24 protein-coding genes are annotated in these 25,396 nt (G+C 43.5%); 13 read left to right on the top strand and 11 right to left on the bottom strand.

What is annotated here, in order from left to right; all coding sequences use genetic code 11:
- Nucleotides 1-7: 7 nt before the first annotated feature.
- The 4 genes from mngB to NSQ25_RS01390 are packed head-to-tail and all read right to left on the bottom strand — an operon-like array spanning nucleotide 8 to nucleotide 4,639.
- The gene (mngB, locus tag NSQ25_RS01375) at nucleotides 8-2,671 is read right to left on the bottom strand and encodes a mannosylglycerate hydrolase (RefSeq protein ID WP_326136099.1); all 2,664 of its coding nucleotides are present in this window, start codon (nucleotides 2,669-2,671) and stop codon (nucleotides 8-10) included.
- 28 nt (nucleotides 2,672-2,699) lie between these two features.
- The gene (locus tag NSQ25_RS01380; RefSeq protein ID WP_046313686.1) at nucleotides 2,700-3,818 is read right to left on the bottom strand and encodes a PTS fructose transporter subunit IIC; all 1,119 of its coding nucleotides are present in this window, start codon (nucleotides 3,816-3,818) and stop codon (nucleotides 2,700-2,702) included.
- 36 nt (nucleotides 3,819-3,854) lie between these two features.
- Complete coding sequence (locus NSQ25_RS01385; RefSeq protein ID WP_326136098.1) at nucleotides 3,855-4,184, bottom strand: fructose PTS transporter subunit IIB; 330 nt, start codon at nucleotides 4,182-4,184, stop codon at nucleotides 3,855-3,857.
- Nucleotides 4,181-4,639, bottom strand: coding sequence for a PTS sugar transporter subunit IIA (locus tag NSQ25_RS01390; protein ID WP_041116505.1), 459 nt, complete (start codon nucleotides 4,637-4,639; stop codon nucleotides 4,181-4,183). Before NSQ25_RS01390 ends, NSQ25_RS01385 begins: the two co-directional genes overlap by 4 nt.
- A 242-nt stretch (nucleotides 4,640-4,881) precedes the next feature.
- Here NSQ25_RS01390 and NSQ25_RS01395 point away from each other — a divergent pair, with 242 nt between their 5' ends.
- Complete coding sequence (locus NSQ25_RS01395) at nucleotides 4,882-7,548, top strand: S8 family serine peptidase (protein ID WP_326136097.1); 2,667 nt, start codon at nucleotides 4,882-4,884, stop codon at nucleotides 7,546-7,548.
- A gap of 108 nt (nucleotides 7,549-7,656) precedes the next feature.
- Nucleotides 7,657-8,139 carry an Ig-like domain-containing protein gene (locus NSQ25_RS01400; RefSeq protein ID WP_120208473.1) on the top strand — a complete coding sequence of 161 codons (483 nt, stop codon included), beginning with the start codon at nucleotides 7,657-7,659 and terminating at the stop codon, nucleotides 8,137-8,139.
- 307 nt (nucleotides 8,140-8,446) lie between these two features.
- On the opposite strand, the gene NSQ25_RS01405 is transcribed toward NSQ25_RS01400, so the two are convergent.
- The 3 genes from NSQ25_RS01405 to mmuM form a co-directional block, all read right to left on the bottom strand.
- Nucleotides 8,447-9,067: a hypothetical protein gene (locus NSQ25_RS01405; protein ID WP_024427434.1), complete on the bottom strand. Its 621-nt coding sequence runs from the start codon at nucleotides 9,065-9,067 to the stop codon at nucleotides 8,447-8,449.
- A 112-nt stretch (nucleotides 9,068-9,179) separates the two neighbouring features.
- Complete coding sequence (gene mmuP, locus NSQ25_RS01410; RefSeq protein ID WP_024427433.1) at nucleotides 9,180-10,583, bottom strand: S-methylmethionine permease; 1,404 nt, start codon at nucleotides 10,581-10,583, stop codon at nucleotides 9,180-9,182.
- Between the two features lie 46 nt (nucleotides 10,584-10,629).
- Nucleotides 10,630-11,568: a homocysteine S-methyltransferase gene (gene mmuM / locus NSQ25_RS01415; RefSeq protein ID WP_326136096.1), complete on the bottom strand. Its 939-nt coding sequence runs from the start codon at nucleotides 11,566-11,568 to the stop codon at nucleotides 10,630-10,632.
- Nucleotides 11,569-11,904: 336 nt separating this feature from the next.
- On the opposite strand from mmuM, the gene NSQ25_RS01420 reads away from it, so the two are divergent.
- The 4 genes from NSQ25_RS01420 (at nucleotide 11,905) to NSQ25_RS01435 (ending at nucleotide 13,899) form a co-directional block, all read left to right on the top strand.
- Complete coding sequence (locus NSQ25_RS01420; protein ID WP_034283328.1) at nucleotides 11,905-12,735, top strand: YitT family protein; 831 nt, start codon at nucleotides 11,905-11,907, stop codon at nucleotides 12,733-12,735.
- A 99-nt stretch (nucleotides 12,736-12,834) separates the two neighbouring features.
- A complete protein-coding gene (locus tag NSQ25_RS01425; RefSeq protein WP_024424392.1) occupies nucleotides 12,835-13,152 on the top strand; it encodes a PadR family transcriptional regulator in 318 nt (105 codons plus the stop codon).
- On the top strand, nucleotides 13,145-13,732 hold the full coding sequence (locus tag NSQ25_RS01430) for a DUF1700 domain-containing protein (protein WP_326136095.1): 588 nt from the start codon (nucleotides 13,145-13,147) through the stop codon (nucleotides 13,730-13,732). The genes NSQ25_RS01425 and NSQ25_RS01430 overlap by 8 nt, the downstream gene beginning before the upstream one ends.
- Nucleotides 13,729-13,899 (top strand): hypothetical protein, encoded by a 171-nt coding sequence (locus tag NSQ25_RS01435; protein WP_169737558.1) that lies wholly within the window; start codon nucleotides 13,729-13,731, stop codon nucleotides 13,897-13,899. Before NSQ25_RS01430 ends, NSQ25_RS01435 begins: the two co-directional genes overlap by 4 nt.
- A 17-nt stretch (nucleotides 13,900-13,916) precedes the next feature.
- Here the strand turns inward: NSQ25_RS01435 and NSQ25_RS01440 are convergent, their stop codons facing one another.
- Nucleotides 13,917-15,134 carry a multidrug effflux MFS transporter gene (locus tag NSQ25_RS01440; RefSeq protein WP_326136094.1) on the bottom strand — a complete coding sequence of 406 codons (1,218 nt, stop codon included), beginning with the start codon at nucleotides 15,132-15,134 and terminating at the stop codon, nucleotides 13,917-13,919.
- A 213-nt stretch (nucleotides 15,135-15,347) separates the two neighbouring features.
- Between NSQ25_RS01440 and NSQ25_RS01445 the strand changes: the two genes are divergently transcribed.
- Nucleotides 15,348-15,896 carry a GNAT family N-acetyltransferase gene (locus NSQ25_RS01445; RefSeq protein ID WP_061110434.1) on the top strand — a complete coding sequence of 183 codons (549 nt, stop codon included), beginning with the start codon at nucleotides 15,348-15,350 and terminating at the stop codon, nucleotides 15,894-15,896.
- 47 nt (nucleotides 15,897-15,943) lie between these two features.
- Here the strand turns inward: NSQ25_RS01445 and NSQ25_RS01450 are convergent, their stop codons facing one another.
- Nucleotides 15,944-16,147 carry a hypothetical protein gene (locus tag NSQ25_RS01450; RefSeq protein ID WP_041116516.1) on the bottom strand — a complete coding sequence of 68 codons (204 nt, stop codon included), beginning with the start codon at nucleotides 16,145-16,147 and terminating at the stop codon, nucleotides 15,944-15,946.
- Between the two features lie 111 nt (nucleotides 16,148-16,258).
- Between NSQ25_RS01450 and NSQ25_RS01455 the strand changes: the two genes are divergently transcribed.
- Nucleotides 16,259-16,798 (top strand): DUF402 domain-containing protein, encoded by a 540-nt coding sequence (locus NSQ25_RS01455; protein WP_326136093.1) that lies wholly within the window; start codon nucleotides 16,259-16,261, stop codon nucleotides 16,796-16,798.
- Nucleotides 16,799-16,836: 38 nt separating this feature from the next.
- On the opposite strand, the gene NSQ25_RS01460 is transcribed toward NSQ25_RS01455, so the two are convergent.
- The gene (locus tag NSQ25_RS01460; protein ID WP_326136092.1) at nucleotides 16,837-18,450 is read right to left on the bottom strand and encodes a S8 family serine peptidase; all 1,614 of its coding nucleotides are present in this window, start codon (nucleotides 18,448-18,450) and stop codon (nucleotides 16,837-16,839) included.
- Between the two features lie 187 nt (nucleotides 18,451-18,637).
- On the opposite strand from NSQ25_RS01460, the gene NSQ25_RS01465 reads away from it, so the two are divergent.
- From NSQ25_RS01465 to NSQ25_RS01480, 4 genes are all read left to right on the top strand, one after another.
- Nucleotides 18,638-20,119: an amidase gene (locus tag NSQ25_RS01465; RefSeq protein ID WP_326136091.1), complete on the top strand. Its 1,482-nt coding sequence runs from the start codon at nucleotides 18,638-18,640 to the stop codon at nucleotides 20,117-20,119.
- A 37-nt stretch (nucleotides 20,120-20,156) separates the two neighbouring features.
- Nucleotides 20,157-20,729, top strand: a complete 573-nt coding sequence (locus NSQ25_RS01470) for a TetR/AcrR family transcriptional regulator (protein WP_326136090.1) — start codon at nucleotides 20,157-20,159, stop codon at nucleotides 20,727-20,729.
- Between the two features lie 80 nt (nucleotides 20,730-20,809).
- Nucleotides 20,810-21,832 (top strand): quercetin 2,3-dioxygenase, encoded by a 1,023-nt coding sequence (locus tag NSQ25_RS01475; RefSeq protein WP_081123937.1) that lies wholly within the window; start codon nucleotides 20,810-20,812, stop codon nucleotides 21,830-21,832.
- A gap of 158 nt (nucleotides 21,833-21,990) precedes the next feature.
- Nucleotides 21,991-23,124: a zinc-dependent alcohol dehydrogenase gene (locus NSQ25_RS01480; protein WP_024424382.1), complete on the top strand. Its 1,134-nt coding sequence runs from the start codon at nucleotides 21,991-21,993 to the stop codon at nucleotides 23,122-23,124.
- Nucleotides 23,125-23,144: 20 nt separating this feature from the next.
- On the opposite strand, the gene NSQ25_RS01485 is transcribed toward NSQ25_RS01480, so the two are convergent.
- The gene (locus tag NSQ25_RS01485) at nucleotides 23,145-23,582 is read right to left on the bottom strand and encodes a MarR family transcriptional regulator (protein WP_012008812.1); all 438 of its coding nucleotides are present in this window, start codon (nucleotides 23,580-23,582) and stop codon (nucleotides 23,145-23,147) included.
- 261 nt (nucleotides 23,583-23,843) lie between these two features.
- Between NSQ25_RS01485 and NSQ25_RS01490 the strand changes: the two genes are divergently transcribed.
- On the top strand, nucleotides 23,844-25,352 hold the full coding sequence (locus NSQ25_RS01490) for an AMP-binding protein (protein ID WP_065215381.1): 1,509 nt from the start codon (nucleotides 23,844-23,846) through the stop codon (nucleotides 25,350-25,352).
- Nucleotides 25,353-25,396: the final 44 nt, after the last annotated feature.

Genomic DNA, 25,396 nt, shown 5'->3' on the forward strand with positions numbered 1-25,396 from the left:
TACATGTTCATTTTTTCTTTACAATGTAGGTTTGTACCTGACAAGGTGTAAGCGGTTCAATGTGTAATGATCCATGTTGTGCTTTGAGTATATGTCCTTCAGGTGTTTCTCCTAAATTCGCTGTTTCTCCGTGTTGTAGAGATGAACTATTGATTGAAGCGGCTGTTTGTCGCGTTAAATATGGATTGAAGAGACGGATGACAATGCCTGTTCCATGCTCTTCTTTTTTCAGAGCGCTTAGAACGGCTCCGTCTGTCTCGATGTCAAGCAGGCTATAAGTAGATTGTAAGTCTTCTTTTTCATCTCGGAAAGAGAAAATTAAACGACCGTTTAAAAAGTCTGCCCGCTCGTAGCATTGAACAGGGGTGGTGTACCGTTTGGCAAGCTGCGCTAAGTGTCCCTCGCTGACTGCATCCTTGCTATAGTGCATACCAAATGAGAATGACAGTGCACCTTGCAGCTGAGCGTCAGGTGTCTCCACAATTTTTTCACCAGATGCGCGTCCCGGACGGTAAAGAAGATTTTCTTTCCCCATCTTTCCGAAACAGCGGAAGAGCGTATATGCAATCGTTGTATAGCCTTCTCCTGTGATCTGATATTCTCTCACGCAGTCGGTCAACAGAGCGGCACCATATGCTTCATCACGAAGTGCAGCAAAGGATTGCATCGGTTCAATGGTGATCGGTTTTTCTTCCCAATGTTCATTGTTCCACCATTCAAGCTCTTGCGTCAGCTCTGTTGGGCGTTCGATTGTACCAAACTGTTGATCGCTCAGTGATACGTTTGATGCGATGCCTGTATCAAAAAGAACACGCAGGCGATGATCTAACGCATGGTTGTCGACATCCACATGAAAACGGATGACAGCATCGTCTTTGTTTAATGCTACCTTTGCTGTGATCGGAAGTGAAGTCGTAGCCGATTGCTGAGAGCGCTCCTCTAGGTCATAAGGGACAGTGAGCTGAAGCTGGATGGTCAGTTCTTGCTGCAAGCCGCTTTTAGACACTGAGATGTCTGCTGATGAAAGATCCTTGGATGACACATACAAGTCCTCACGAGGTGGTGAATAGTTGTAAGAATCCCCATCGTCTCCGTTGTCTTCAAAGATCATTTGCTCAGAGAATGTCCGGCCAGTTTGTTTATCTGTGATGTCCAGTGATCCGTTGTCATTTGCCGCAATGCGGTAATACGTATTTTCAATCACGCGTCCTTCAGTTTGTTCCCATGCAGATTCGCTTGATTCATCGAAGACCATGCTGACCTGTGTATAACCAACTGACGGTAAGTCGATGGCTTCAATCAGTAGAACGGCTTTCCATACTTGCTTTGGCATGTACACTTCTTTACTTGGGTTAAGAGAAATTTGCTGTGCCAGCACATAATCTGTGACATCGGTTTTGCTTTTCACTGTGTACTGAAGCGTTCGTCCATTTGCATCCTTTAGTGTAAATGGACGTTCCGTGATAAAGGTTTCAACTTCAATGACTTCAGAACGCTTTGAAGGCAGTGTATTGAACAACGTGAAAGTGATTTCTTGCTCTGTTTGCAGTCGAATCGTGATGAGACGCATGTGCAAGTCCACAAGATTCTCAGCGATTTCCTTTGCCTGCTTGTAGCGGAAGAAGACATCTTGGTTTGTCGTGTCACTATTACAGCCGCCAATGCTGTCATGCGCTGCATTTTCAAACATGAGGTACCAAATATCGCGAACCGTATCATGCGGATAGTCGTGTCCAAGCGAATAGCTGATCGTGAGGATGGGCTCCATCACATTCACGAGATAGTTTTCAATTTGATTGTTTAAGATTTTTAAATCCGCTCGTGTTGAAAAGATAGATTTATGAATCCGCATATGCTTCGCATGAATGAGCTCTCCGTGTAATGTCTCGAAAGATGTCCGTTCTTTTTTCACTGCTGCAATATAATCTTCTAAATTGCTGATTTGATAGTGATGCTCGTCAAGTTCATTGGCTTTTTCTAATAAGTCAGGCAGGTTTTTGCGAATCGGTGCTTGGTCAAAACCGTTCGGGAAATAGACATTCTTTGTGGTTGCCTTTGCTTGGAGCGCACCAATTTTTTCAGTTAAAAAGGCTTGTAAATCCTCATCTTTCTCAGGGATATTTCCACCGTAGTAGTAGCCAAATGGCAGATTCACAGCAAAGACTTCACTGCCGTCAGCACCGCGCCAATTGAATTCAGTATGATTCGTCATATGGTCAGAAACGCCGCGCCAAAATGCCGTATCGACAATGCCGAAGCCGCGATAAATTTGAGGCATTTGTGCGGATTGACCGAAGGAATCAGGGACATATCCGACTTTCATCACGTGGCCGAACTGCTGACAGCGTTCAATCCCATATTGCAGGTTCCGCACAATCGATTCACCTGAAATGACGAGCTGGTCGGTTTGGGTATACCATGGGCCGATGATGAGACGTTTCGCTGTGACAAGCTTTTTGATTCGATTCTCATCCTCTGGACGCCATTTCAAATAATCATCTAATAAGGAAGCTTGGGCATCGAGCATGAAGTAATGGAACCTTTCATCTGTTTCAAGGGTATCTAAGATGTCCATTACGCTTTTCATTAAGTAAATACGGGAGCGGGAGGTGGTGAAATACCATTCCCGGTCCCAGTGAGTATGTGGAATCACATGTACATTGACAGTCATTGATCAACGACACCTTTCTTCGTTCAAATTATCCTTCTAGCACAAGGTCAAAATCGTCTTCTTCTTTCTGCTTCTGATCATGTTCCGGCGTTTTTGGCTCTTTTTTCTCAGAGAAATTCACAAGCAGGTTGGCGCCAATACCGATGACGAGTGCGCCAGTAAGGGCTCCGATTAAATAAGCCCACCAGTTTCCGACTGAGAAGAAGCCGTATAGCCCGCCAATTGGCGGCATGATGTCATGAACTCCTAATAATGCAGCGACCCCGCTTCCAGCAGCACATGCGACAACATTGAGCGGAATCAATTTCAAAGGATTGACGAGGGTAAAAGGGATCGCCCCTTCCGTAATACCGATAATCCCCATGACAAGGCCGCCTCGTCCGGCTTCTCTAAAGGTTGGGGAGAAGTTGCGTTTTCGAATCAATGTCGCAAGCCCGTATCCAAGCGGTGGAATGACAATCGCAATATTGACGAGAATGGCAGGGAGGTAGACACCTGATAGGAAGAGGGCGTTACCAGCCATCCACGCTGATTTATTCACCGGTCCGCCAAGATCGAATCCAATCATCGCCCCTAAAATGAGAGCGAGCGCGAGTGTGCTTGTTCCATCAGCGACCATACCTTTGATCCATTCAATTAATGCCGTGTTCAAAGCACCTAATGGTCCGCCCAGCAGAACTGACATAAGAAGCCCGGTTAAGCCAACGGTAATGAGCGGCAGGATGAGCAGAGGGACGAGCCCGGCTGCAGAGCCTTGAATTTGAATTTTTCTTTTCACAAAAAGAGCAACATATCCTGCGAAGAAGCCTGCAATGACGGCACCAATAAATCCAGCATTAGTTGAGCTGGCGAGGGCACCGCCGATAAAACCGGCTGCAAGGCCTGATTTATCCGCTATGGAATAGGCGATAAATCCAGCAAGCAGGACGTTCATTAAGCCAATACCTGTCCAGCCGACCTGCTCCATTAAATAGGCGCCGTGCAGTATGCCGCCAGCTTCCTTATAGGGGTTTAAATCTGAAACGCCAAACCCTAATCCGACCAGTTTTGCTAAACCAACGATAAGTGAGGCGCCGATGATTACAGGAAGAATATAAGAAATACCGGTCATGAGATGGCCTTCAATGACTTTTAATTTTGCTTTCATTTTGCTTTGCTCCTTTCTATATGGCATTGCTCATGTTTATTGAGATTCAGACTTTTTCTTTTCTACAAGTGCTACAGCTTTGGTGATAATTTGTTCGGCATTTTTTAAGGCACGTCCGATTTCGACACGTACAGTGGGAATGCCTGAGAAGCGTTCCGCATCGTTGATATGCTGATTTGAGGCAATGATGCAGAGGTCTGCCTTCTGCGCTTCCTCTGCTGTAATGCCGTTCACCTGTCCCATAATCCCCTGCTGTTCGATTTTGATCTCGTGTCCGAGCTGTTTACCTGCATTTTCTAACGCTTTGGCTGCCATTGGAGTATGAGCTAACCCTGCTGGACATGAAGTGACACCGACAATTTTCATTGTGTAATCCCCTCTTTCAATTGTTGTTCAATGACGTCGTAATAGTAATCAGCTGTTTGACCTGGTTGAATCTTCTCGATAAAAGCAGGTTCCATTAGACTGGTCGCAATACCTGACAGTAATTTCAGATGTGTGACATTAGCTTCTTCTAGTGGAACGAGCAGTGTAAATAAATAGCTTGTGGGCAAATCGTCGAAGCTTCCCCATTCAATGGGTTGTTCAAGTTCTAAAAAAAGAAGTGAAGCCGTTTGTACAGCGGAGCTTTTTGTATGTGGAATGGCGAAGCCTTGCTGAAGTCCTGTTGAGACTTCGTCTTCGCGTGTCAACAAATCTGCTAATAGCCCCGCCTGATCGTTTGTAATCTGAAGGTCTTCAGCTTTCTCGGAAATGTATTGTAAAATCTCATTCTTTGATCGTCCGTTTACTTGTGTGAAAACATGATCTTTTTGGAACAAGCTGATCCCTTCTCTCTTGTTTGTTAAGCGCTTACAAGTTGATTGTAATGTACTTTTCAGCATGGTTAAATAGCATCATTTTCCGTTTGAAATGGCAAAAAGTTTATGAAGCTATCCGTCTTGCTGACTGAATATCTCAAATCCTAGCTTAAAACGAGTTTAATTATGTAAAAAACAGATTCTACTAAATGTATTTCTGTGATATTCTTCCAAGGTATCATAAAAGATAAGGGGGTCTTTTCATGTTCAAAAAGCAGGTCAAATCCTGTGTGATCGTACTCATGGCCATCATTCTATGTATGGCAGCATTACCTGGATACGAGGCAGCAGCTGCCACTCATGGAACAAGTGTCAATGAAGCCATTGGGTTAAAAAATGGTGAAGTCATCTCAGGTACATTACAGAACGAAAAGGAAGAGTCGTGGTATCAAATCACGCCATCTGCACAAGAGGTGGCAAAACATACACACATGCAAATTTCTGTGAAAAGTAAACAAGTGCTGTCCGTATCGGTCTATCCAAGCAAGGACAGAGCGATGAAGGATGACACATATTCAAGATATCGCGTGGACACAGCAAGCGGAGAGACAGAGATCAACTTCCCGCATGCATGGTCAGGACCCTATTATGTCAAAGTGCTCTACTTAGGTTCGGAGGAAGATAGCCGTGATGAGGAAGAGGATGCGGCATATACAATCGGATATAAAGGAGCTAACCTTCCGCCTTCTGAACCTGTTTTTCCTGAAGAAGATGAGCCTGAAATCATCATTATTGAGAAAAAATACGGGCGTGAAATTCTTCAATCGATTCGTACAATTGAAGATAAACGATTCAATGAAACGGCAGAAGGTCAAAAGCTTTCACGTCTGTTCCAAAAGACAAAGCCGTTTCTCAAATCAAAGCTCATCAAACATCAAAAAGAGCAGCAAAAGGTATACAACCATCTGCTCACATTAAAAACACTGCTAAGTGACGTAGAGAAAAATGGTGCATTTAGCGGTCATATCGTAACAGAAAAAGAACAACAGGCGATCGGGTCCCTTTTTGATATGCTCAAAGAAGCAAGTCCGGCATATTTAAAAAAGGAATTAGAAGCCGTCAGTCAAAAAATGGGTATCGATCAGCTTGAAGGAAAGTCAGTTGGTTATGTATTAGAGAAACAAAAGCTTGTAAAAGAAGAGAAAGTTAAAACGAATAAGATCATTTTTAAATTAAAGGATGGCCAAACACTTCAATCTGCGAAAAAGAAAATGAAAAGCTACGGCATCCAAGAATACCGTGTGACATCTCAGTCAGTTAGTCCTTTATTCAAAGGAATGTATGTCTATGATGTGCCAGCAGGGCAAGAATCAGCTGGAAAGACACTAAAAGCAGGCAAAGCGGTCATCAAAAGCACGGCAAGAAAGCTCTCCAGCATGCCGAATGTTGAATTTGCAGAGCCTGTTCAAACCTATCGTGCGCTAAGCAGCGACGCGCAGTATGGTTATCAGTGGCCGCTGAAAAACAGTGCGCAAAACAGCGGGAAAAAAGGCGCTGACGTCAAATTTGAACAAATGAATACACTGATTGGCACAAGCAAAATGAAGCAAACATTAATTGCTGTTGTGGATACAGGTGTAGACAGCCGTTTGACAGATTTAAACGGGACTGTTCGTACAGACTTAGGTGCGAATCTCATTGGACGAAACAAAGATGCGATTGACGACAATGGACACGGTACGCATGTGGCAGGCATCATTGCCGCAAAATCCGATAATCATTACTCAATGGCAGGCCTTAACCAACATACGGGCATCATTCCGGTGAAGGTGCTGGATGCCTATGGCTTTGGCGATACAGAGCATATTGCACTTGGTATCAAACATGCAGTGGACAAAGGCGCAAAGGTGATCAACATGAGCCTTGGCGGCTATTACAGCAGAGTGATTGAATATGCAATGAATTATGCTGCACAAAGAAATGTACTAGTGGTCGTGGCAAGTGGAAATGATGGCGTACCAGAAATGGGCTACCCTGCGACGTCAAAATACGCAATGGCGGTTGGCGCAAGCAACCGTATGGATATTGCCGCTGAGTTTTCAAGCTATGGCAAAGGACTGAGCATGTCAGCACCAGGGTCGGATATTCCGAGCCTCATGCCTGATGGGAATGTCTCATACCTTAGCGGGACATCAATGGCGACACCATATGTGGCAGCAGCAGCAGGGTTACTGCTTTCTAAAAATCCATCCTTAAAGCCAAATCAAGTGAGAAATCTTTTGCAAAGTACAGCAGATGACATCTCATTTAAATCAATCGATGGAAAAGACGACGTTTTCTATGATGAAAACGAGGAGCCAATTGTCGATCCGAAAATCCCAGGAATTGATTGGATGACAGGACATGGCAGACTGAATGCATTTGCTGCATTAAGTGCTGTCGAATTGAATGCATCAGTGAACAAAGTGGAAGATCAGCATCAAAAGGTGACAGGTAAAGCAAAAGCCGGTGCTGCTATTTCTGTGTATAGAGGCAAAACGCTGCTTGGAAAAGGCACAGCAGGCAAAAAAGGAACCTTTAGTGTGAAGATTAAGCATCAGAACAAAAACAAGGTCCTTCACATTAAAATGTCAAAAGGAAAGGCCGCTACGACGCTCAAAACCGTCGTGAAAAAAGGCAAAGCACCAGCTAAGCCGAAAGTGAGCAAAGTAACCATTAAAAGTAAAGCGGTCAAAGGGACTGCGGGTGCAGGCTTGACCATTAAAGTGAAAAACAAATCAAAGAAAGTCATCAAAACAGTCAAAACCAATAGCAAGGGCGCATTTACTGCCCAAATCAAGCCACAAAAAGCCAAAACAGTTTTGTATGTGACCGCATCAGATGTGAGAAAAAGAGAAAGCAAAGCGGTAAAAGTGGTTGTGAAAAAATAAAAAAAGGACTTCCCTTTCTAAAAAAAGGGAAGTTTTTTTGTTTTTAACTGGAAAAATACCAATTAATGTCGATAGTAAAATAGTAGGAAAAAAAAGGAGGATTTATCGATGAAAAAAATCATGTTTGCTTTCGTTCTATCATTGCTTCTCGTATTCCCAAGCTTTGCACATGCTGAAGAAACAGGGGCAGTACCAGCATCCGTTCAAGTAACAAGTGTCACAGCAGCCGATAGTGGAATAGTGAATTACGGCTATGGCAGTAAATATCGCGTGGGTTCTTATTATCCAGCTACGTTTAAAGGGATACTCAAAGATGCAAGCGGGAACCTCATGCCTAATCAGCCGATCAAGCTTTATTTTGAAGCAGCCATCAAATCATATGCTCAAACAGCGACAGGCACAACAGACGAGAATGGACAGTTTTCACTAACGTTTCAAGTTCCTGCAGGTGCAGGCTACCAATCATACAATAATGCAGGCTGGTCAACACATTACTACGATATCGTTCCAGTGACGTTTACGTCAAACGACATCAAACTATCTTCAAATGTCACAAGTGTGTACCATTTGGCATATACATCACGTTATTAATCTCATAGAAAAAAGGATGTCATCAGGTGACATCCTTTTCTTTTTGTTAGCAAACCTGCTGGGCGGCAACCGAATGAGTCGATAAACAAACACTCATCAGCCGTTATTCCCAGATTCGATCGAGCGTTTAACTTTTCAACTTGAGCTTTGATAGATAAGAACTTTCACACTTGAACTTTGATCCTTGAACGTTCAGCTTTGAGCTTTTATCAAGGATCATCCTAAGATGATCATCAGATGAGGAGGGAATGACCTTTCCCTCGGAGGTGTTTAGTCCTATCGATTTTCGGCTCACTAACAAAATCAATTAATCAATCTGTATTTTCGTTAGTGTATTGCTTTCAGACAAGGAAAAATCAACTTCCATTTGGAAATCTTCAATTTCTTTCGAAAGCTGTTCAATTTTCACTCGAAGGCGAAGCGGATCGATGATCACCGCCTCATTTTCAGCTAGAAAAGACTTCACGATCTCTTGGTTGGCAGCCGCTTGTGTCTTTCCATCTTTCCCAAACAAGGTTTCTAAATGCTGATCAAGTCTCATTTTCACATCTTCATTCGTTTGTTCAGCTTTGTCGACCAACTCTTTGTACACCTGTTTCATTTTCCGTAAATAACGAATATCGTAGTCTATCGACGTCTTTCGTTCAATCGCTTCTGCCACCGTCATACGGACACCCGCCACATCAATCATTGTGGTTGCATTTGATACAACGATGGCTGATTTGATGGCATTCCGGCGTTTGATTAAAGCTCGAATCGATTGATCATCAGCCTTCGCCTTTTTTTCAATCTCTTCTTGATTCTGAAATCCGTGCTGTATATGTTTGCCGATCATCAATCCACCGAGTACGGCTTCATCAACGGTTCGATTGATTCTTTTATCTAACATTTTCAGTTCACTTAATGCTCTTGTAATGGTCATTTCCATATTCACGACAACTCCCTTGGTTCATCCTGAAATCATAGATTCCTATCATATACCAAAGTGTGCTTCTTTTACTAGCGATATCCTTTTTTGTCAGATGAAAAAACCCTGATGTTTATACACCAGGTTTTTCTCGCTTTTTCTGAATCCAAGCTGTCACGTAATAGGCAGCATAGCAGAGCGCAATGAAAGGAATGCCGCAGATGAGGGCAATCCGCTGATTTGGATCAAAGGCAATGCCAATGACAGATGCAAGACATAGGAGGAAGGCTGCAATCGGAACTACTGGATAGAGCGGTGTTCGAAAGGATAAATCATGAAGCTGTCCGCCTTCCTGTAAAAATCTTTTCCGAAACATAAATTGTGAGGCAGCAATCCCCATCCATACAACCACAACGGCCAGTCCAGAGATTGACACTAGGACAAGGTATACCGTTTCTGGTGCGATCACGCTCGATAGCAAAGAAAGAATCCCACCGATCATACTTAAAATGAGTGCATTCAAAGGAATGCCTTTTGACGTCAGCTTCGCCAGTTTTTTAGGAAGTGTCCGTTCCTCAGAAAGCGACCAAAGCATACGAGATGATGCGTATAATCCTGAGTTTGCGGCAGATAAGATCGCGGTCAGGATGACAAAATTCATGAAATCTGCGGCATAAGGAATCCCGATACGATCAAATACCACGACAAATGGGCTTTTGATCACCCCGGCTTCTTCTACTGGAATCAAGCCAGCCAACACAACAATCGTTCCAACGAAAAACAGGACGAGACGCAGGACGGTTGTGCGAATTGCTCTTGGAATGGTCTCGTCAGGATTGACGCTTTCACCCGCAGCAATCCCAATCAACTCCGTACCTGAAAAAGCAAAGTTGACCGCAAGCATCGTCATTAAAATTGGTAAAAAGCCGTTTGGGAAAAGTCCGCCTTCGCCAGTGAAATTAGAAAAGAACGGAGCGGCCTCACCGCCCTTTAATGGGATCAAACCAAACATGGCAGCTCCGCCAAGAATAATAAAGAGAATAATAGCCATCACTTTAATACTGGAAAACCAAAACTCTGATTCTGCAAAAAACTTAACTGTAAATGCATTCAGTAAAAAGATGAGAAGAGCAAAAACACCACTCCACATCCAAACTGAAGTGTCTGGAAACCAGCGCTGCATTAATAGTCCTGCGGCTGTAAATTCCGAACCGAGTGCCACTGTCCATGTCAGCCAGTATAGCCAAGCAACCGTATAGCCTGTACCAGGTCCAATGTATTTTGTTGCATACGTATGAAAAGCCCCTGTGACCGGCATTGCGACAGACAGCTCACCTAAACAAAGCATCACGAGGTAGACAATTAAAGCTCCCACAAGATAGGCAAGAATGGTTCCCGCAGGTCCGGCCTGATTGATGGTATACCCCGAGCTTAAAAAGAGCCCTGTTCCAATGACGCCGCCTAGAGAAAGCATGAACAGGTGCCGGCTCGTCATTTTTCGTTGATATTGTTGTGACTGATCTTTTGCTTGTTCCATGTCTTCCCGCCCTTTTGCTTAGAAGTATGTGTGATGATTCATGATGCTACGATGTGGTTCGTTTTAAGATGTCATTGATATCTTCTGGGGTCGTCCGGCAGCAGCCGCCGATGATATGCGCGCCGTCTTTGTACCATTGATGCGCACATTCGCCAAAAGTAAGATGAGACGTATCTCCGTTCCATACCTTTTCTTCAGGATCATATATTTCACCTGAGTTTGGATATACCACAATCGGTTTGCTCGTTCCCTTTTTCATTTCTTGAATGAGAGAAGTGATAAATTGCGGCGGCGTACAGTTCACACCGACAGCAGCGATTTGTTCATAAGGCTCAAGCGCCTGTACACATTCTCGTATGGAATCACCCTCACTAATGTGCAGGCCATCCTTTGCGCTGAATGTGATCCAAGCAGATACCCCGCTGAATTCATCCTGCAGCAGCTTTGCAATGGCAGTTGCTTCAATCAGACAAGGAATCGTTTCGCATGCAAGAATATCTGCACCCGCTTCTACTAATGCCTGAATTCTTGGTCTGTGAAAATCAATAAGAGCCTGCTCTGAGAGTCCATAATTCCCTTTATATTCTGAACCATCAGATAAATAAGCGCCGAATGGCCCCACAGATCCAGCGACAAATGGTTTTGTCCGTCCTTCACGACGCGCTTCATCCTGCCAAAAAAGATCGCGTGCATCTTTCGCTAGAGTGACAGAGCGTTTCATGAGTTCAATCGCTTCTTCTTTTGTATAGCCTTTTTCAGCAAAACCTTCAATCGTTGTTTGGTAGCTGGCGGTTGTTGCGCAGTCAGCACCTGCTTGGAAGTAGTCCAAGTGTACTTGCTGAATCAATTGTGGCTGTTCAATAAGTATTTTGGCTGACCATAAACGATCGTTTAAGTTACAGCCCTTTCGTTCAAGCTCTGTTGCTAATGCACCGTCTAAAATCAAAGGTGCGTGAGCCTGTAAACGGCTTTGAATAGGATTCATCGGAATCAAACAGCCTCCTTTTTAGATCGGAAATAATGGATATGATATGAGGCAGTAGTTTAAATGACTAAAGTGTTTTTGTCAAGGAGAGGAAAAAGCATCGTAGGGCGGAAAAACCCTGAAAACATGCGAGTTTTGATGCATAAAAATGCAGTCAAAATAATAGAAAACCAAGTCATTGACAGCCTCTAAAAAGAGATATATATTATGGAAAGATTGATTTCAGAAAGCTTCATCAAAAGGCGCCGTCTTTTGATTTTTATGTTGTCCAACGACTGTCTTCTTTCGTGCAGAAAGAGGGTTTTTTATATGCTTAAAAAAGGAGGAAAGAAGAAATTGAAAAAATGTGTAAAAGATATAGCGATGATTCTAGTTGGTTCTTTTTTATTTGCCGCAGCAGTGAACATGTTTGTCATTCCGCTTGAATTTGGTGAAGGCGGCGTAACAGGGCTGTCCATTATTTTTTATTATTTGTTTGAGATTGCACCTTGGCTGACGAACCTTGTGTTTAATGCCATCTTACTGCTTGTCGGCTATAAGTATTTAGACAAGAAGACCACGATTTATACTGTGGTTGCCGTCGCAAGTAACTCTCTATTTTTGCACCTGACCACAACATGGGTCGTGAATGTTCATGAATTGATCATTGGAGCGATTTTTGCAGGAATTATCATCGGAATTGGGATTGGTCTTGTGCTCAGAGCAGGTGGAACAACGGCGGGTTCTGCCATTCTCGGAAGAATTGCCAACAAGTATTTAGACTGGAACGTGAGCTATGCCATCTTGTTCTTTGATCTGATCGTTGTATTTGCTTCCTATTTTATTATTGGTGCGGAAAAATTAATGTTTACCATTGTGATGCTGTACGTGGCGACAAAGGTGATGGACTTCGTGATAGAAGGACTTAACACGAAAAAGGCAGTGACGATTATTTCTTCATGCAAAGATGATATTGCGGAAGAAATCAATCACACCTTAGATCGAGGCGTAACGATTTTAAACGGACGCGGTCATTATTCAAAGGAATCGAAGGAAATTCTTTACGCGGTCATTCAAAAGCAGGAGCTCATGCGCCTTAAGAAAATTATTAAGAAAATAGATCGAGACGCATTCGTTGTTGTCCATGACGTACGCGATGTGTTCGGAGAAGGATTTGTGAATATATAAAAATGAAAAGACCCGAAAAAGGGTCTTTTTTTTATTCTCTATACCTCTTGTCACACAATACTATGTAATGTATAGTATGAATAGTTAGGAGTTGTAAACATGAATGCACAATTAAAAAAAGGATTACTGGAATTTTGTGTACTGGCGGTATTAAAGAAAGGCGATTCCTATGGTTATCAAATCATTAAAGATATGTCCCATTGTATTGAGATTTCAGAATCGACATTATATCCGATTTTAAAACGTTTAGAGCAAAACAATTATGTGGAGACCTATTCCCAGGAACATAACAGTCGATTAAGAAAATACTACCGCATGACAGAAAGCGGGCGGGAGCATATGGCGCAGTTTTTAGAGGAATGGGATCAGGTGATGGCGATTTACGACTTTATTTCTGGAGGACAGGGCAATGAATAAAAAAGAATTTTTGAGCAGCCTAAAGAAGCATCTGCATCTTCTAGGCGAAAAAGACAGTGATCGGTTTATCGAATACTACGATGAAATGATTGAGGATTATCAGGAAGATGGCTATAGTGAACAGGAAGCGGTTCAGCAAGTCGGACAGCCTGCTATGATCGCTGAAGGGATTATGAAGGAACAAGGTATAAAAACCGTTCAGGTGCCGACGTTTGGAGAAAAAGCGACGAGACTCTCCATTCTCATTTTAGGCTTTCCGTTATGGGGCAGTATTCTAGCAACAGTCTTCCTGCTGATTCTTTCTGTGTATATGGTGATTTGGTGCATTCCACTCGTGACAGGTGCATTGACGCTTACTGGTCTGCTCGGCGGTTTTTGGAGCATCATTGGTTCTCCATTTATTTTTCAGGACGGTTTGCATGTGGTGGTGACGCAGATTGGCGTTGGTATTCTTCTATTAGGTGTCGGATTATTAAGCGGCATAGCCACGGCGTATTTGACAAAGCTATTTGTGCAAATGACTATTCAAACCACTAAGGCATTCATGGGAATGTTTAAAAAGAAGGTCGTGAGAGTATGAACGTGAATGATTTAAAAAAGCAATGCATCAAATGGGGAATCATCTTCACCGTTGCCGGAGGAATTGTCATGACAATTGGTTTTGGACTATCAGGCTTTGATTTAGATGCATATTACAACAATGACCAGAGTAACGTGTTCCGCACCATCAATTGGAGCAAGCCATAATAAATGAAAAAGCCCGCTTATGCGGGTCTTTTTTTCGCTCGGGCCACAAAGAAGAAATAACAGCAAAGTGCGCCTAGATCACAAAGCATAATGATCAGACCCATTGGAAAGGCTGTTTGGCTTCCGGCTAGTCCGACAAGAGGTGTCATGCAAGCGCCTAGCAGCATTTGCGCCACACCGATCAGTGCAGCTGCACTTCCTGCATGCGCTCCGTGATGCTGCATCGCAAGAGACGGGGCAGAGGTGCCGACAATTCCAACGCTTGAGACAACAAAAAACAGCGGAATCAGAATACCGTACAATCCTGCATCAATTGAGATCATGAAAAATAAAGTGACTCCCCCTAATGCAGCTGTCAGCAATCCAATGCGAAGGACTTTCTCTTCACCAATTTTCGCAGCAACTCGGGCAAATACTTGTCCAGCCGTGATGATCCCAAGACTATTTACCGCAAAGGCCGCACTAAATCCTTGTGGAGAAAGGTTGAAAATATCTTGAAGCACAAACGGTGAACCAGAAATATAGGCAAACATCGCTGCGAAGACTAGACCTTGTGATAGGGCATATCCAACAAAGAGACGATCGCTCGCTAGAATTTTCATCGCACCTAGGATCTGTTTGAAGCCCCCAGTCTGTCTGCGTTCCGCAGGTAAGCTTTCTTTCAATGAAAACATTGATCTTAGGAGCATTAGCGCTCCGAGGATTCCTAGAAGAACAAACACACCCTGCCACGTCGTGAACCGTAACATTTGTCCGCCCACGATAGGTGCCGCTGCCGGAGCAACCCCATTGACTAACATCAGCAATGCAAAGAATTTCGTCATTTCTGATCCTTCATAATGATCTCGTACGATGGCTCGTGCAATGACAATGCCTGCTGATCCAGCAAGTCCTTGAATCAATCTAAGAAGAATGAACGTCCAAATCGATGTGACCACTGTACAAAGAAGGGATGCCGCAATAAAGATGGTCAAGCCAATCATCAGCGGTTTTCTTCTGCCGATCGTATCGCTGATCGGGCCTGCAATCAGCTGGCCAAGCGCCAGTCCAATGAGACAAGCCATCAGACTGAATTGAGACAACGCCGTGCTTGCTTCAAAGTCACGGGCGATATTAGGTAAAGCAGGTAAATACATATCCATTGCCAGCGGAGCAAGGGCGGTTAAAGATCCGAGCAATGCGGCAAGGAGAAATCGATTTTTTTTCGATTCTTGGGGATAAGATAAAGAACTCATATGATGACAACACTCCTCGTATACTTCCTCAACACAGCATAATGAATCAAGCGTTCCTTTTCAATGAAAATTTTTCAAAGATGATTTCGTGCAAAATGATTGATCTTTCGAATGAGACTCTTTACATTGAATGAGTAGAGAAAAGAGTAAGGTGATCGAATGCAGTGATTGCATGATACGTATATCCACTAATAGAGAGCAGGAGGTGCTGACATGAAGCAGCAAGAGCTGATCATTCGTCAAGCAGTCAAAGAAGATCATGAGGCTATCACACACGTGCTGATCAAATCCTATGCACAGTATGAACCTCAATTTACAGAGGAAGGCTGGCAAAATTATTCTGCCGCGCTTGCAGCAGCTGTAGATAATCCGAACATGGAGCTGATGCTTGTGGCGGAGCTTGGCGGCAAAGTCGTAGGGACGCTTCAAATGTTCCGCTCATCAGAGCAAGCGTATGATAAACCCGAAATGGGCATTACATCAGCCATCGTCCGGTTTTTAGGAGTAGATCCCGATGTGAGGGGAAAAGGCATTGCAGAGTCATTGCTGCGTAAAAGTATTGAACTGACGCAATCATGGGGCGAAAATGTCCTGTATCTTCATACATCTGATAAAATGCAGGCCGCCATTCGCTTATATGAACGAATGGGCTTTGAGCGTGCGCTTGATAAAGAATTTGTGAACCAAAATGGGACACATGTCAAGAGCTATCAATATGTGATCAAGAAAGAACAGCCGGCAGGTTCATCAAATCACGCGTAATAAAAGGAAGAGCAAGTCCTGCACGGGCAGCTCTTCCTTTTTTCAATTTACGCCCACAGTGCCAGCGCCCAATATGATACCCCCCAGGATATTAAACCGAACATGACAAAGAATTTTAACATGCGCTCATAAGGAGACAGCTTTCGTTCTCTCTTCGTTTTCACCAGCTGCCAATAAAGGACATAGCCGCAAATCATGAGGATGATTTGTCCAAGCTGTGTAAAGTTTTCAAGAATCGTGATTCCGTTCATTTCTTTCACCTCATCATAGGTCTTCCATAAGTAAATACGGCAATCCTTTATTTCTTCAGAAAAAATCGGTGTATACTGGAAAGAAACGAGATGTTTAGAGGGAGTTGTGACATGTTGTTTTCGCTGCATGCGGATCGTTGGGATGAAGTCATCGAGAGAAAAATCAAATACGATCAGAAAGTTGTGGAACATACCTGTCAGCTGTTAGATGCACAGGGACAGCAGGCTGTGCTGTTTCACAAGATTGAAGACCCATTTACGATGAGGGCAGGTGCTGGTTTTCTGACCATTCCAAAAGGGAGCTATACGACCGCCTATTATTGGAAGGATCGTCCTTATAACATATATTTCTGGAGAGATGATCAAGGGAAGGAACTAGGATCTTATTTGAATATGGTGGGAGATACACAGTTCAACGCCCAGCTGGTCATGTTTGAAGACCTCATTATTGATCTTCTCGTTCTTCCGAATGGTGATGTCTTTGTGCTGGATGAAGATGAATTGCCGGAGAGTTTAACGGATTTTGAGAACGGCGCAGTACGGCGGGCATTAGAAGGCGTGACGGCTTCGTTAGAAAGCATTCTCGATCAAGTGAGGGCAGATGCCGAAGGGAAATATCATCACAGCTTGTTTGAGCCAATGTTGAAATAGAAAAAACGATTCCTCGCTGAAAGGAATCGTTTTTTCTGTTAAACCTTAATACGGTTTAATCGTTTTTGTAAATTGGTTTTTGTTTTGGAGGCTTTTAGCTGTTTGACAGCGCTTTGAGCCGCTGCTTTTGTTTTCTTTGTTCGTTTGGCTTCCGCTTTTTTGACCTTTTGTTTAGCATCTGTCACTTTCTTTTGATAAGCGACTTGTTTTTTTACTTTGTCAAGCCGGTTTTGCAGGCTTGTTTTTTCTTTGCCTTTGTTTAGTTTTTTGATGGCCGTTTGAGCACTTTTAATAGCGCTCTGTGTTTTGTTCTTTTCGGCTGCTTTGACCTTTGCACGTGCCGAGCGGATATCAATGGCTGCTTGGACTTTCTTCACCCGTTCTGTGAGTGCTGTTTTTTGCTTGCTTGCAGTGAGCCGGCCAATTCTCGTTTTGGCTTGATTGACATCTGCCTGCTTTTTAGATGTTTCGGCTTTTTTGACAGCACTTGCCGCAGCCTTTAAAAAGGTGGATTGCGGCACATATTGCACGCGGCCATAGCCGAATTGCGGATCCTTCCCTTTTGCACCAAGATCCACTGTATAGCTGCGCAATAAAGTGCGAAGCTGTGCATTTGTTTTCTTCGGATGAAGCTGCTTTAACAGTGCCAGCATTCCTGTGACATGCGGTGCAGCTTGTGATGTCCCCGTTGCATACCAATATTCATTTTTCAAATAGGTACTGATGACGTTCTCGCCAGGGGCAGAAAATTCAATCCCTTTCCCTGTATTCGAGATAGACGCAAGTTTGTCTTTGTCAGTCGTTGCAGATACGGCAATGACACTATTGTAAGCGGCAGGGTAGCTAATATGATTCTTTTTTCCATCATTTCCGCTTGCAGCAACCACGAGCAGTCCTTTTTTAGAGGCTTCATCTACTGCTGAACGCAAGATGGGGATATTGTCTTCAAAGCCTAAACTTAAATTAATAATGTCCATCTTGTTGGTAATCGCCCAATCGATGCCTCGAAGCAGACTATACAGGTCGCCTTCTCCCTTTTTATCTAACACCTTCACAGCATACAGCTTCACACCGGAAGCGACGCCGACTGTTCCATAATCGTTATTAAGCGCACCAATCGTGCCGGCGACATGTGTGCCATGTCCTTCATCATCTTTATAAGAGGATGTGTAGTTCACGAATGATTTACCGCCGGATACCTTTAAATCCTCGTGTGAGAAAATGCCAGTATCTAAAACGGCTACTTTTACATTTTTACCAGTGACGCCTTCTTTTATTGCTTGCTTGATATTTAGTTTTTGCAGATTGTAAGATTTTTGTACCAATGCATCCTGATTAGTAGCAGCGGCTGTTTTCTTCACAGTAGAAGCCGCGAGTTTAACCTTTACGTTTTTTGAGACGTAAGCGATGTTTGGGTCTTTTTTGAGTGAGGTGACCGCTTGTTCATCTGCTGTCACAGCGACAGCGGGAAGATGTATGTACTGTGCGTTCACTTTCTCACTTTCCTCAATCGCTGTTTGTTTTCCTTTTTGATTTTTATAGACGATGATGACATCTGTTTCTTTTGGCGGTGCAGCTGCCTGCGAATGGAAGGGCAAAGCAGTTGTCAACGCAAGAAGAAACGCAATGACGATAAGTAATTTCCTTTTCAATGCGTGGCTCCTCTCATCCGATGATCTCGGTCTTTTTTTCTCTATTATATCGGAGAAAGCAGAGGGATGGGATAGTAGAATTGTCGTCTTGTTCAGAAAGTTATTTTTACAAGTAACCTGAAATTGAAATTCATAGAATTCTAGTAGACAATAGAGACATCATGATAAGAGAAAGAAGGACATGCTGATGAACGTAAAAGAGTATATGACGTATGATGCGGCTGGCTTGGCAGCACTTGTGCAGAATAAGCAGGTAAAGCCCGAGGAGCTTATGCAGGCTGCATTTGATAGATTGAATGAGGTCAATCCAGAACTAAACGCTGTGATACGGACGAGACAAGAACAAGTTTTAAAAGACATCAAGGAGTTACATGAGTATCAGCCATTTGCTGGTGTTCCGTTTGTGCTGAAAAATATATCGCACGGGATTAAAAATGAACCGCTGACAGCAGGAGCTTTGCTGTTAAAGGATGTAAAAGCAAATTCGGATTCGCACTTTGTTGATCGGTTGAAGCAGGCTGGTTTTCTCATGATCGGACATACAAATACACCGGAATTCGGTTTAAGAAATGTGACAGAGCCTGCTTTACATGGTCCAACGAGAAATCCTTGGAATACGGACTATTCTCCGGGCGGCTCAAGCGGCGGGACAGCAGCAGCTGTTGCAAGCGGCATTGTACCTGCTGGCGGAGCAAGTGATGGCGGTGGTTCCATCCGGATTCCAGCATCCTTTACCGGTTTGTTCGGCCTTAAGCCCACGCGGGGAAGAACGCCGGTAGGCCCAGGCGCAGGAAGGCAGTGGCAAGGGGCTTCCATCGACTTTACACTCACAAAAACAGTACGGGACAGTGCAGCCCTTCTTGATCTACTTCAAGTCATTCAACCTGAAGCTGCTTTCCAAACTCCGTTATACGATGGCAGTTACCAAGAGGATCTGGCGAAACGTACATCTTCTATGCGAATTGCTTACAGCGTAGAATCTCCAGTTGGCACGAAGGTCAGTGAGGAGGCGAAGCGGGCGGTTCAGCAAACAGTGAAATGGCTGAGTGAGCAGGGTCATCAAGTAGAAGAAGCCAAGCCAGAAATTGATGGGGTTCATCTCATGCAGCAATATTACGTGATGAACAGCGGAGAAATGTCTGCGTTATTCACTTCCTTGGCTCGTTCGTTAGGGCGTCCAGTAAAGCCGGAGGAAACGGACATCGTGGCATGGGTGCTGGCGGAGGCTGGCAAGAATGTGACCGCTGCTGCTTATACAGAAAGTCTTGATGCGTGGGATCGGGCTGCTGCACAAATGGCATCATTTCATCAAACCTACGATCTCTATGTGACACCAGCTACTGCCTATTCAGCTCCAAAGGTAGGTGAGCTTATGCATTCAGATCAGGAAACAGCCGCACTTTTACGTGTGTCATCCCTTTCAATGCAAGCACAGCAGGATCTTATTTATGACATGTTCCTCAAGAGCTTGACCTACACCCCATTTACACAGCTTGCCAACTTAACAGGTCAGCCATCAATGAGTGTTCCTGTTCATCTGACTAGCGCGGGCATGCCTTTAGGGGTACAGGTGACAGCACCTAAAGGAAAAGAGGACTGGCTGCTCAGGCTTGCGGCGGAAATGGAGACATCCTCGATTTGGAAAGGAACTAGTCAATTAAATCGATAACGCATGATCAGCGACTTTGGTCTATGGAGGGAAAAGAATGTCACACGTGAGTACGAAGGACAAAATCATTCAAACGGCAGCACTTCTTTTACGTAAACAGGGATACCATGCGACAGGATTGAATCAAATTATCAGAGAGAGCGGCACACCTAAAGGCTCTCTTTATTATTACTTTCCAAATGGAAAAGAAGAGCTGGCTATTGCATCTGTTGAACACATTAGTCAAAAGGTCATTAATCAAATTGAAGAAGGCTTTGCCTATTCGGATGACCCATATATCGCCATCGATCATTATATGACAAAGATCATTCGAGGATTTATGGAGAACGAAAGTGAAAGAGGGATTCCAATTGTCTTGCTGGCGGCAGAGTCCAAGCCTGAAAACGCGCAGCTTCATGCTGCATGCAAACAAGAAATGATCCGCTGGCAGGAGCTTGTAAAAGAAAAGCTAATGAACAGCGGGTATGAAGAAAACAAAGCGGATGAGCTGGCTTCTCTCCTTCACTCAATGGTCATCGGGGGTTTATCGATGACCATTGCACTCAAACAAACGACCCCTTTAGAACACGTAAAAAGTTACCTTAGACATTTATTTATGCGAGATGAGTAAAATCTCTCGCATATTGTCTATCTATTATATCAATTGGTCTATATAATATAGATAGTCAATTTGTCACGAGGAGTGATGGGATGTCGGAGCAACCGCAATCGATGAAGCAATCCGAAGGTACCTCTTTTTATACCGTGTCTGGTTCCGGAAAGCTGTATGGGCTGGAGAATCAGCTTGTTCATATGCTGGCAGAAGCAAATCAAACGAATCAGCTGTTTGAGCTTGCCTTAATCACAGGGGGGAAAGGAGCTTATTTCCCGCTGCACTGTCATGAGCACTTATTTGAAACTATTTTTGTGCTGGAAGGAAAGCTTGAAGTGATGCTGGACGGTAAAAAATACATGGCCACAGCCTTTGATTATATTCATATCCCGCCCAAAACGATTCATGGCTACAGAATGCATAGTCATAAAACAAGATTTATTTCATATACGCTGGGCGGAAAAATGACAGATGTCTATCAGCAAATTGGAAAGAGGCTTTTTCAGAATGAATGGTCTATGACTCATCATGCTTTTGATGCAGCCAGTTTTCAGCAGGCTGAAAAAGAAAGCGATATCATCCTGATGCATGGAATCAGAGAACTGTCTAATACAACGAGGCCCTCCGTTTTATTTCATAGTCAGCTTCCTCACGAGGTACAGCCTTATGTATTAGAGGCTGGTGAAGGGAAGCAATACATCATTGATGGCCAGATTCATGAGCTGATTGCAACAGTAGAAACAACAGGAGGCGGATTCAGTCATTTTGTGGTTGAAGGAGCGAAGGAGAAATATTTCCCGCCGCATTATCATCAAGTTCATACAGAAGCAATCTATTGTGTTGAAGGGAAGATGAACCTTCATTTGAACGGAGAGGATATTTGCTTGATGCCGGGTGACTTTGCCTATATCCCGCCGGATACGATTCACTCTTATGAATTTGTGTCTCATTCAAATAAAATGTTGGTTTTGCTGCTTCCAGGAGAAATTGAGCAGGTGTATGAACAGTTTGAGGAATCTCCAAGCCCAAGTATATGTCCTTATTTTATTCAAGAAGGGAACTTCATGTTCGATCGGGAGACTTCAACTCAATATGATTTGTTTTTTGTCGAAAAGGAATAAGTGTGTAACGCGTTACACAACGTCATGAGTCTGTCGAAACAATCGACAGGCTTTTTTTGTTTTTTGCCTCCTCCACTTAAATTGCTCATTTGATGAATGAACCATTCATTCAAGGTGAAGCTATGTAAAGATGATTTGAGCTAAAGGAGGAAGTGCATGTGAGAGCTGTTACTTATCAAGGGAAAAATAGCATTGCAGTGAAGAAAGTAGATGCACCGTCGATTCAAGATCGGGAAGATGTGATCATACGTATTACATCAACAGCAATTTGTGGATCAGATTTACATTTGTATCAGGGGAATTTCCCGCTTCCAATCGGCTATGTAATTGGGCATGAACCAATGGGGATTGTGGAGGAAGTTGGCCCGGATGTCACAGCCGTAAAAAAGGGAGACCGTGTCGTCATTCCATTTACAGTTGCATGTGGTAAATGCCAATATTGCGATCATCACTTAGAAAGCCAATGTGACAACTCAAACCCGCACTACGATTCGGGTGGGCTTTTTGGCTATAGTGAGAAATATGGGAACTATCCCGGAGGACAGGCAGAGTATTTACGTGTACCTTTTGGCAACTACACCCCGTTTAAGATTCCAGAGGATTGTGAGCTGGAGGATGAACAATTGCTCTTCTTATCAGATGTCCTGCCAACCGCCTATTGGAGCGTAGAGCACGCAGGTGTGAAAAAAGGCGATACGGTCATCGTGCTAGGCTGTGGTCCTGTTGGGTTAATGGCGCAGCAATTTGCTTGGCAAAAAGGGGCAGAACGTGTGATTGCTGTCGATTACATTGATTACCGCCTGCGGCATGCAAAACGAATGAGCGGCGTGGAGGTCTTTGATTTTACAGAAGATCCCGACATGGGAGAAACGTTAAAGGAGCTCACCAAGGGCGGAGCCGATGTTGTGATTGATTGTGTGGGAATGGATGGAAAGAAGTCGCCGCTTGAAAAAATTGAGCAAAAACTCAAGCTGCAAGGCGGAACGATCGGACCCATTCAAATTGCCACAAAAGCCGTTCGCAAATGTGGAACAGTGCAGATGACGGGTGTGTACGGCGGCCTGTACAACATGTTTCCATTAGGCGCTTTTTTCGCAAGAAACGTCACCCTGAAAATGGGCCAAGCCCCGGCGAGAGGATACATGTCAAAGCTCTATCAAAAAGTGACAAGCGGTGAAATTGATCCTAGAGCGATTATTACTCACAAATTGCCATTAGATGAAGCTGCTCATGCGTACCACATCTTCAATGACAAACAGGATGATTGTATAAAGGTCGTTTTAAAGCCATAAAAAAAGGCTTAGGAATATTCCTAAGCCTTTAATGTGTGCTCGTCCATCATTTTTTCGATTAATTCAAAAAATGTTTTTTTATCTTCCTCTGAAAGGTGGTTGAACAATTGATTCACAAGCAGCTGGCGATTGTCGATCATTTGTTTAGCAATTTGTTCACCCGATTCAGAGAGTTCAATCCACACAGTACGGCGGTCATTATTATTTCGAGAGCGGATGATCAGCCCTTCGTCTTCTAAGTGATTGAGAGCGGTTGTTGTTGCAGAGGGAGATAATGAAACTTCCTGCAGAATATTTTTCACAGTACATGATTGATGGCGGTAGATGATACGTAAAATAAACCCTTTAACATTCGTGACGTTTTTCGGAATATTTTCTTCATCTATTTGTTTCGTCGCTTTTAAATACTTTGTCAGTGCATGGTCTAACAAACTTGCCTCTAGCTCGAAATGTTGCATTCTCCATACCTCTTTTCCTATTGCATTCGCATTTCCGATCAATTACTAGGTCTATCTTATCATAATAACCAACATGATTTAAACCAAAATGGAAGACGGCTATAAAATTACCTATATTATCAATTAATATAAAGAACAATTCCAAAATGAAATGATTTTACTTTCAGCTGTTTTTATTTTAGAATGTGAATGAGATAAAATCTGCCAACCCAATTCGCTGGAAATTGGCTATTGGAAATCAAACGTTTGGAGATGAAGATATTGAATACTTTACAGGCATTACTCAACGACAGAATGGAACGCTCTTCACAAATTGAGGCGGTAACTGGCGGAGGGGTGTCTTATACATTTGCAGAATATGCAAAACGCATCGACCAGCTTGCTCATTACTTACATCAAAAAGGAATTCGAAAAGGTGACCGCGTTTGCTTTATTTGTCAAAACCATCATCACTTTTCAACGATTATGCTGGCAGCCATTAAAGCAGGTGCAGTCGCAGTTCCGCTTAGCTGGCAGCTTACTTCTTTTGAGCTGGAAGGTATTTTGAAAAAAGCAGAGCCAAAGGCTTTATTTTTTGACCGAGAATTCCGTGACATGATTGCTGCGGTGAATGTGTCTTTAGACAACTGTCTCATGGTGGAATCTGGTGTAAATGCGAAAACAACGCAGCTGTTTGAAGACATATTGGCTTCAAATGATGGCAGTGATCTTGCGGAAGAGGTAACAGAAGAGGATTTAGCGATGATCTTATTTACCTCTGGGACAACGGGGAATCCAAAAGGCTGTATGGTCGGACATGGACGAATCTATCAATTTTTAACAAGACGCGGGAATCGAGGATTTGACTTGAAAGGGAAACGGTACTTGGCGAGTCACCCTCTCTATCATATGAGTTCAATTAATCATCTGATCGCCGCTGCCATTGAGGGGTATACGCTAGTTTTCTTACATGATGCAACACCGAAGCGCATTTTAGAAACGATCGAAAAAGAAAGAATAACGTTCATGATGGCTTTCCCATCAGCTTATACGTACATGCTGGAAGAAATGAAACGCGGTTCGTATGACCTTTCATCCTTTGAAATTGCGATTTCTGGCGGTACGAAGGTGCCGGTCCGTTTGATTAAGGACTACAAAGAAGCAGGCATTCAGATGATGCATGGCTACGGAAGCACGGAAGCATGGGTTGTCAGTGCGTGGCACCCTGCGATGGGCGAGGATAAAATGGGCTCTGCTGGTAAAGTGGATCCAGATGTAGAAGTGAAAATCGTTCATCCTGAGACTGAGGAAACACTGCCAGCTGGAGAAATTGGCGAAGTCGTCATGAGAAGCCCATTTTATTTCTTAGGCTATTATCATCAGCCTGATGCTACTGCGAAGGTGCTCAAAGATGGCTGGTTCCATATGGGAGATGCAGGCTATCTAGATAAAGACGGGTTTCTATTTATCACAGGCAGATACAAAGATGTGATTTTATACGGTGGGGATAATATCTATCCTGATCAAGTAGAAGAAGTCATTGAACAAATTCCAGGTGTGATTGAATCAGCTGTCATCGGGGTGCCGGACGAATTGTATGGTGAAGTGCCAAGTGCATATATCGTAAAAGACGAATCCGCCGATTTCTGCGAAGAAGATGTGGTGAACTATTGTCAGGAACGTTTGGCAGATTACAAAGTGCCATCCATTCATTTCATCAGTGAGCTGCCAAAAAACAAGCTTGGTAAAATCATGAAGAAAGATTTACGTGAATTGGTTGTGAATGCTTAGTACCTATTCTGCTATAATGAAATTTGAATGATTTTTTGTTTTTC

The organism is Bacillus sp. FSL R5-0512 (assembly GCF_038593295.1).
Classification (GTDB): domain Bacteria; phylum Bacillota; class Bacilli; order Bacillales; family Bacillaceae; genus Bacillus; species Bacillus safensis.

What these genes read in the sequence shown, in the direction of transcription:
- NSQ25_RS01485 (WP_012008812.1), bottom strand. Translation starts at nt 23,582, where the DNA reads ATGCAACATTTCGAGCTAGAGGCAAGTTTGTTAGACCATGCACTGACA.
- NSQ25_RS01455 (WP_326136093.1), top strand. Translation starts at nt 16,259, where the DNA reads ATGTTGTTTTCGCTGCATGCGGATCGTTGGGATGAAGTCATCGAGAGA.
- NSQ25_RS01385 (WP_326136098.1), bottom strand. Translation starts at nt 4,184, where the DNA reads ATGAAAATTGTCGGTGTCACTTCATGTCCAGCAGGGTTAGCTCATACT.
- NSQ25_RS01425 (WP_024424392.1), top strand. Translation starts at nt 12,835, where the DNA reads ATGAATGCACAATTAAAAAAAGGATTACTGGAATTTTGTGTACTGGCG.
- mmuP (WP_024427433.1), bottom strand. Translation starts at nt 10,583, where the DNA reads ATGGAACAAGCAAAAGATCAGTCACAACAATATCAACGAAAAATGACG.
- NSQ25_RS01405 (WP_024427434.1), bottom strand. Translation starts at nt 9,067, where the DNA reads ATGGAAATGACCATTACAAGAGCATTAAGTGAACTGAAAATGTTAGAT.
- NSQ25_RS01475 (WP_081123937.1), top strand. Translation starts at nt 20,810, where the DNA reads ATGTCGGAGCAACCGCAATCGATGAAGCAATCCGAAGGTACCTCTTTT.
- NSQ25_RS01465 (WP_326136091.1), top strand. Translation starts at nt 18,638, where the DNA reads ATGAACGTAAAAGAGTATATGACGTATGATGCGGCTGGCTTGGCAGCA.
- NSQ25_RS01440 (WP_326136094.1), bottom strand. Translation starts at nt 15,134, where the DNA reads ATGAGTTCTTTATCTTATCCCCAAGAATCGAAAAAAAATCGATTTCTC.
- NSQ25_RS01435 (WP_169737558.1), top strand. Translation starts at nt 13,729, where the DNA reads ATGAACGTGAATGATTTAAAAAAGCAATGCATCAAATGGGGAATCATC.
- NSQ25_RS01395 (WP_326136097.1), top strand. Translation starts at nt 4,882, where the DNA reads ATGTTCAAAAAGCAGGTCAAATCCTGTGTGATCGTACTCATGGCCATC.
- NSQ25_RS01450 (WP_041116516.1), bottom strand. Translation starts at nt 16,147, where the DNA reads ATGAACGGAATCACGATTCTTGAAAACTTTACACAGCTTGGACAAATC.
- NSQ25_RS01430 (WP_326136095.1), top strand. Translation starts at nt 13,145, where the DNA reads ATGAATAAAAAAGAATTTTTGAGCAGCCTAAAGAAGCATCTGCATCTT.
- mmuM (WP_326136096.1), bottom strand. Translation starts at nt 11,568, where the DNA reads ATGAATCCTATTCAAAGCCGTTTACAGGCTCACGCACCTTTGATTTTA.
- NSQ25_RS01470 (WP_326136090.1), top strand. Translation starts at nt 20,157, where the DNA reads ATGTCACACGTGAGTACGAAGGACAAAATCATTCAAACGGCAGCACTT.
- NSQ25_RS01445 (WP_061110434.1), top strand. Translation starts at nt 15,348, where the DNA reads ATGAAGCAGCAAGAGCTGATCATTCGTCAAGCAGTCAAAGAAGATCAT.
- mngB (WP_326136099.1), bottom strand. Translation starts at nt 2,671, where the DNA reads ATGACTGTCAATGTACATGTGATTCCACATACTCACTGGGACCGGGAA.
- NSQ25_RS01380 (WP_046313686.1), bottom strand. Translation starts at nt 3,818, where the DNA reads ATGAAAGCAAAATTAAAAGTCATTGAAGGCCATCTCATGACCGGTATT.
- NSQ25_RS01400 (WP_120208473.1), top strand. Translation starts at nt 7,657, where the DNA reads ATGAAAAAAATCATGTTTGCTTTCGTTCTATCATTGCTTCTCGTATTC.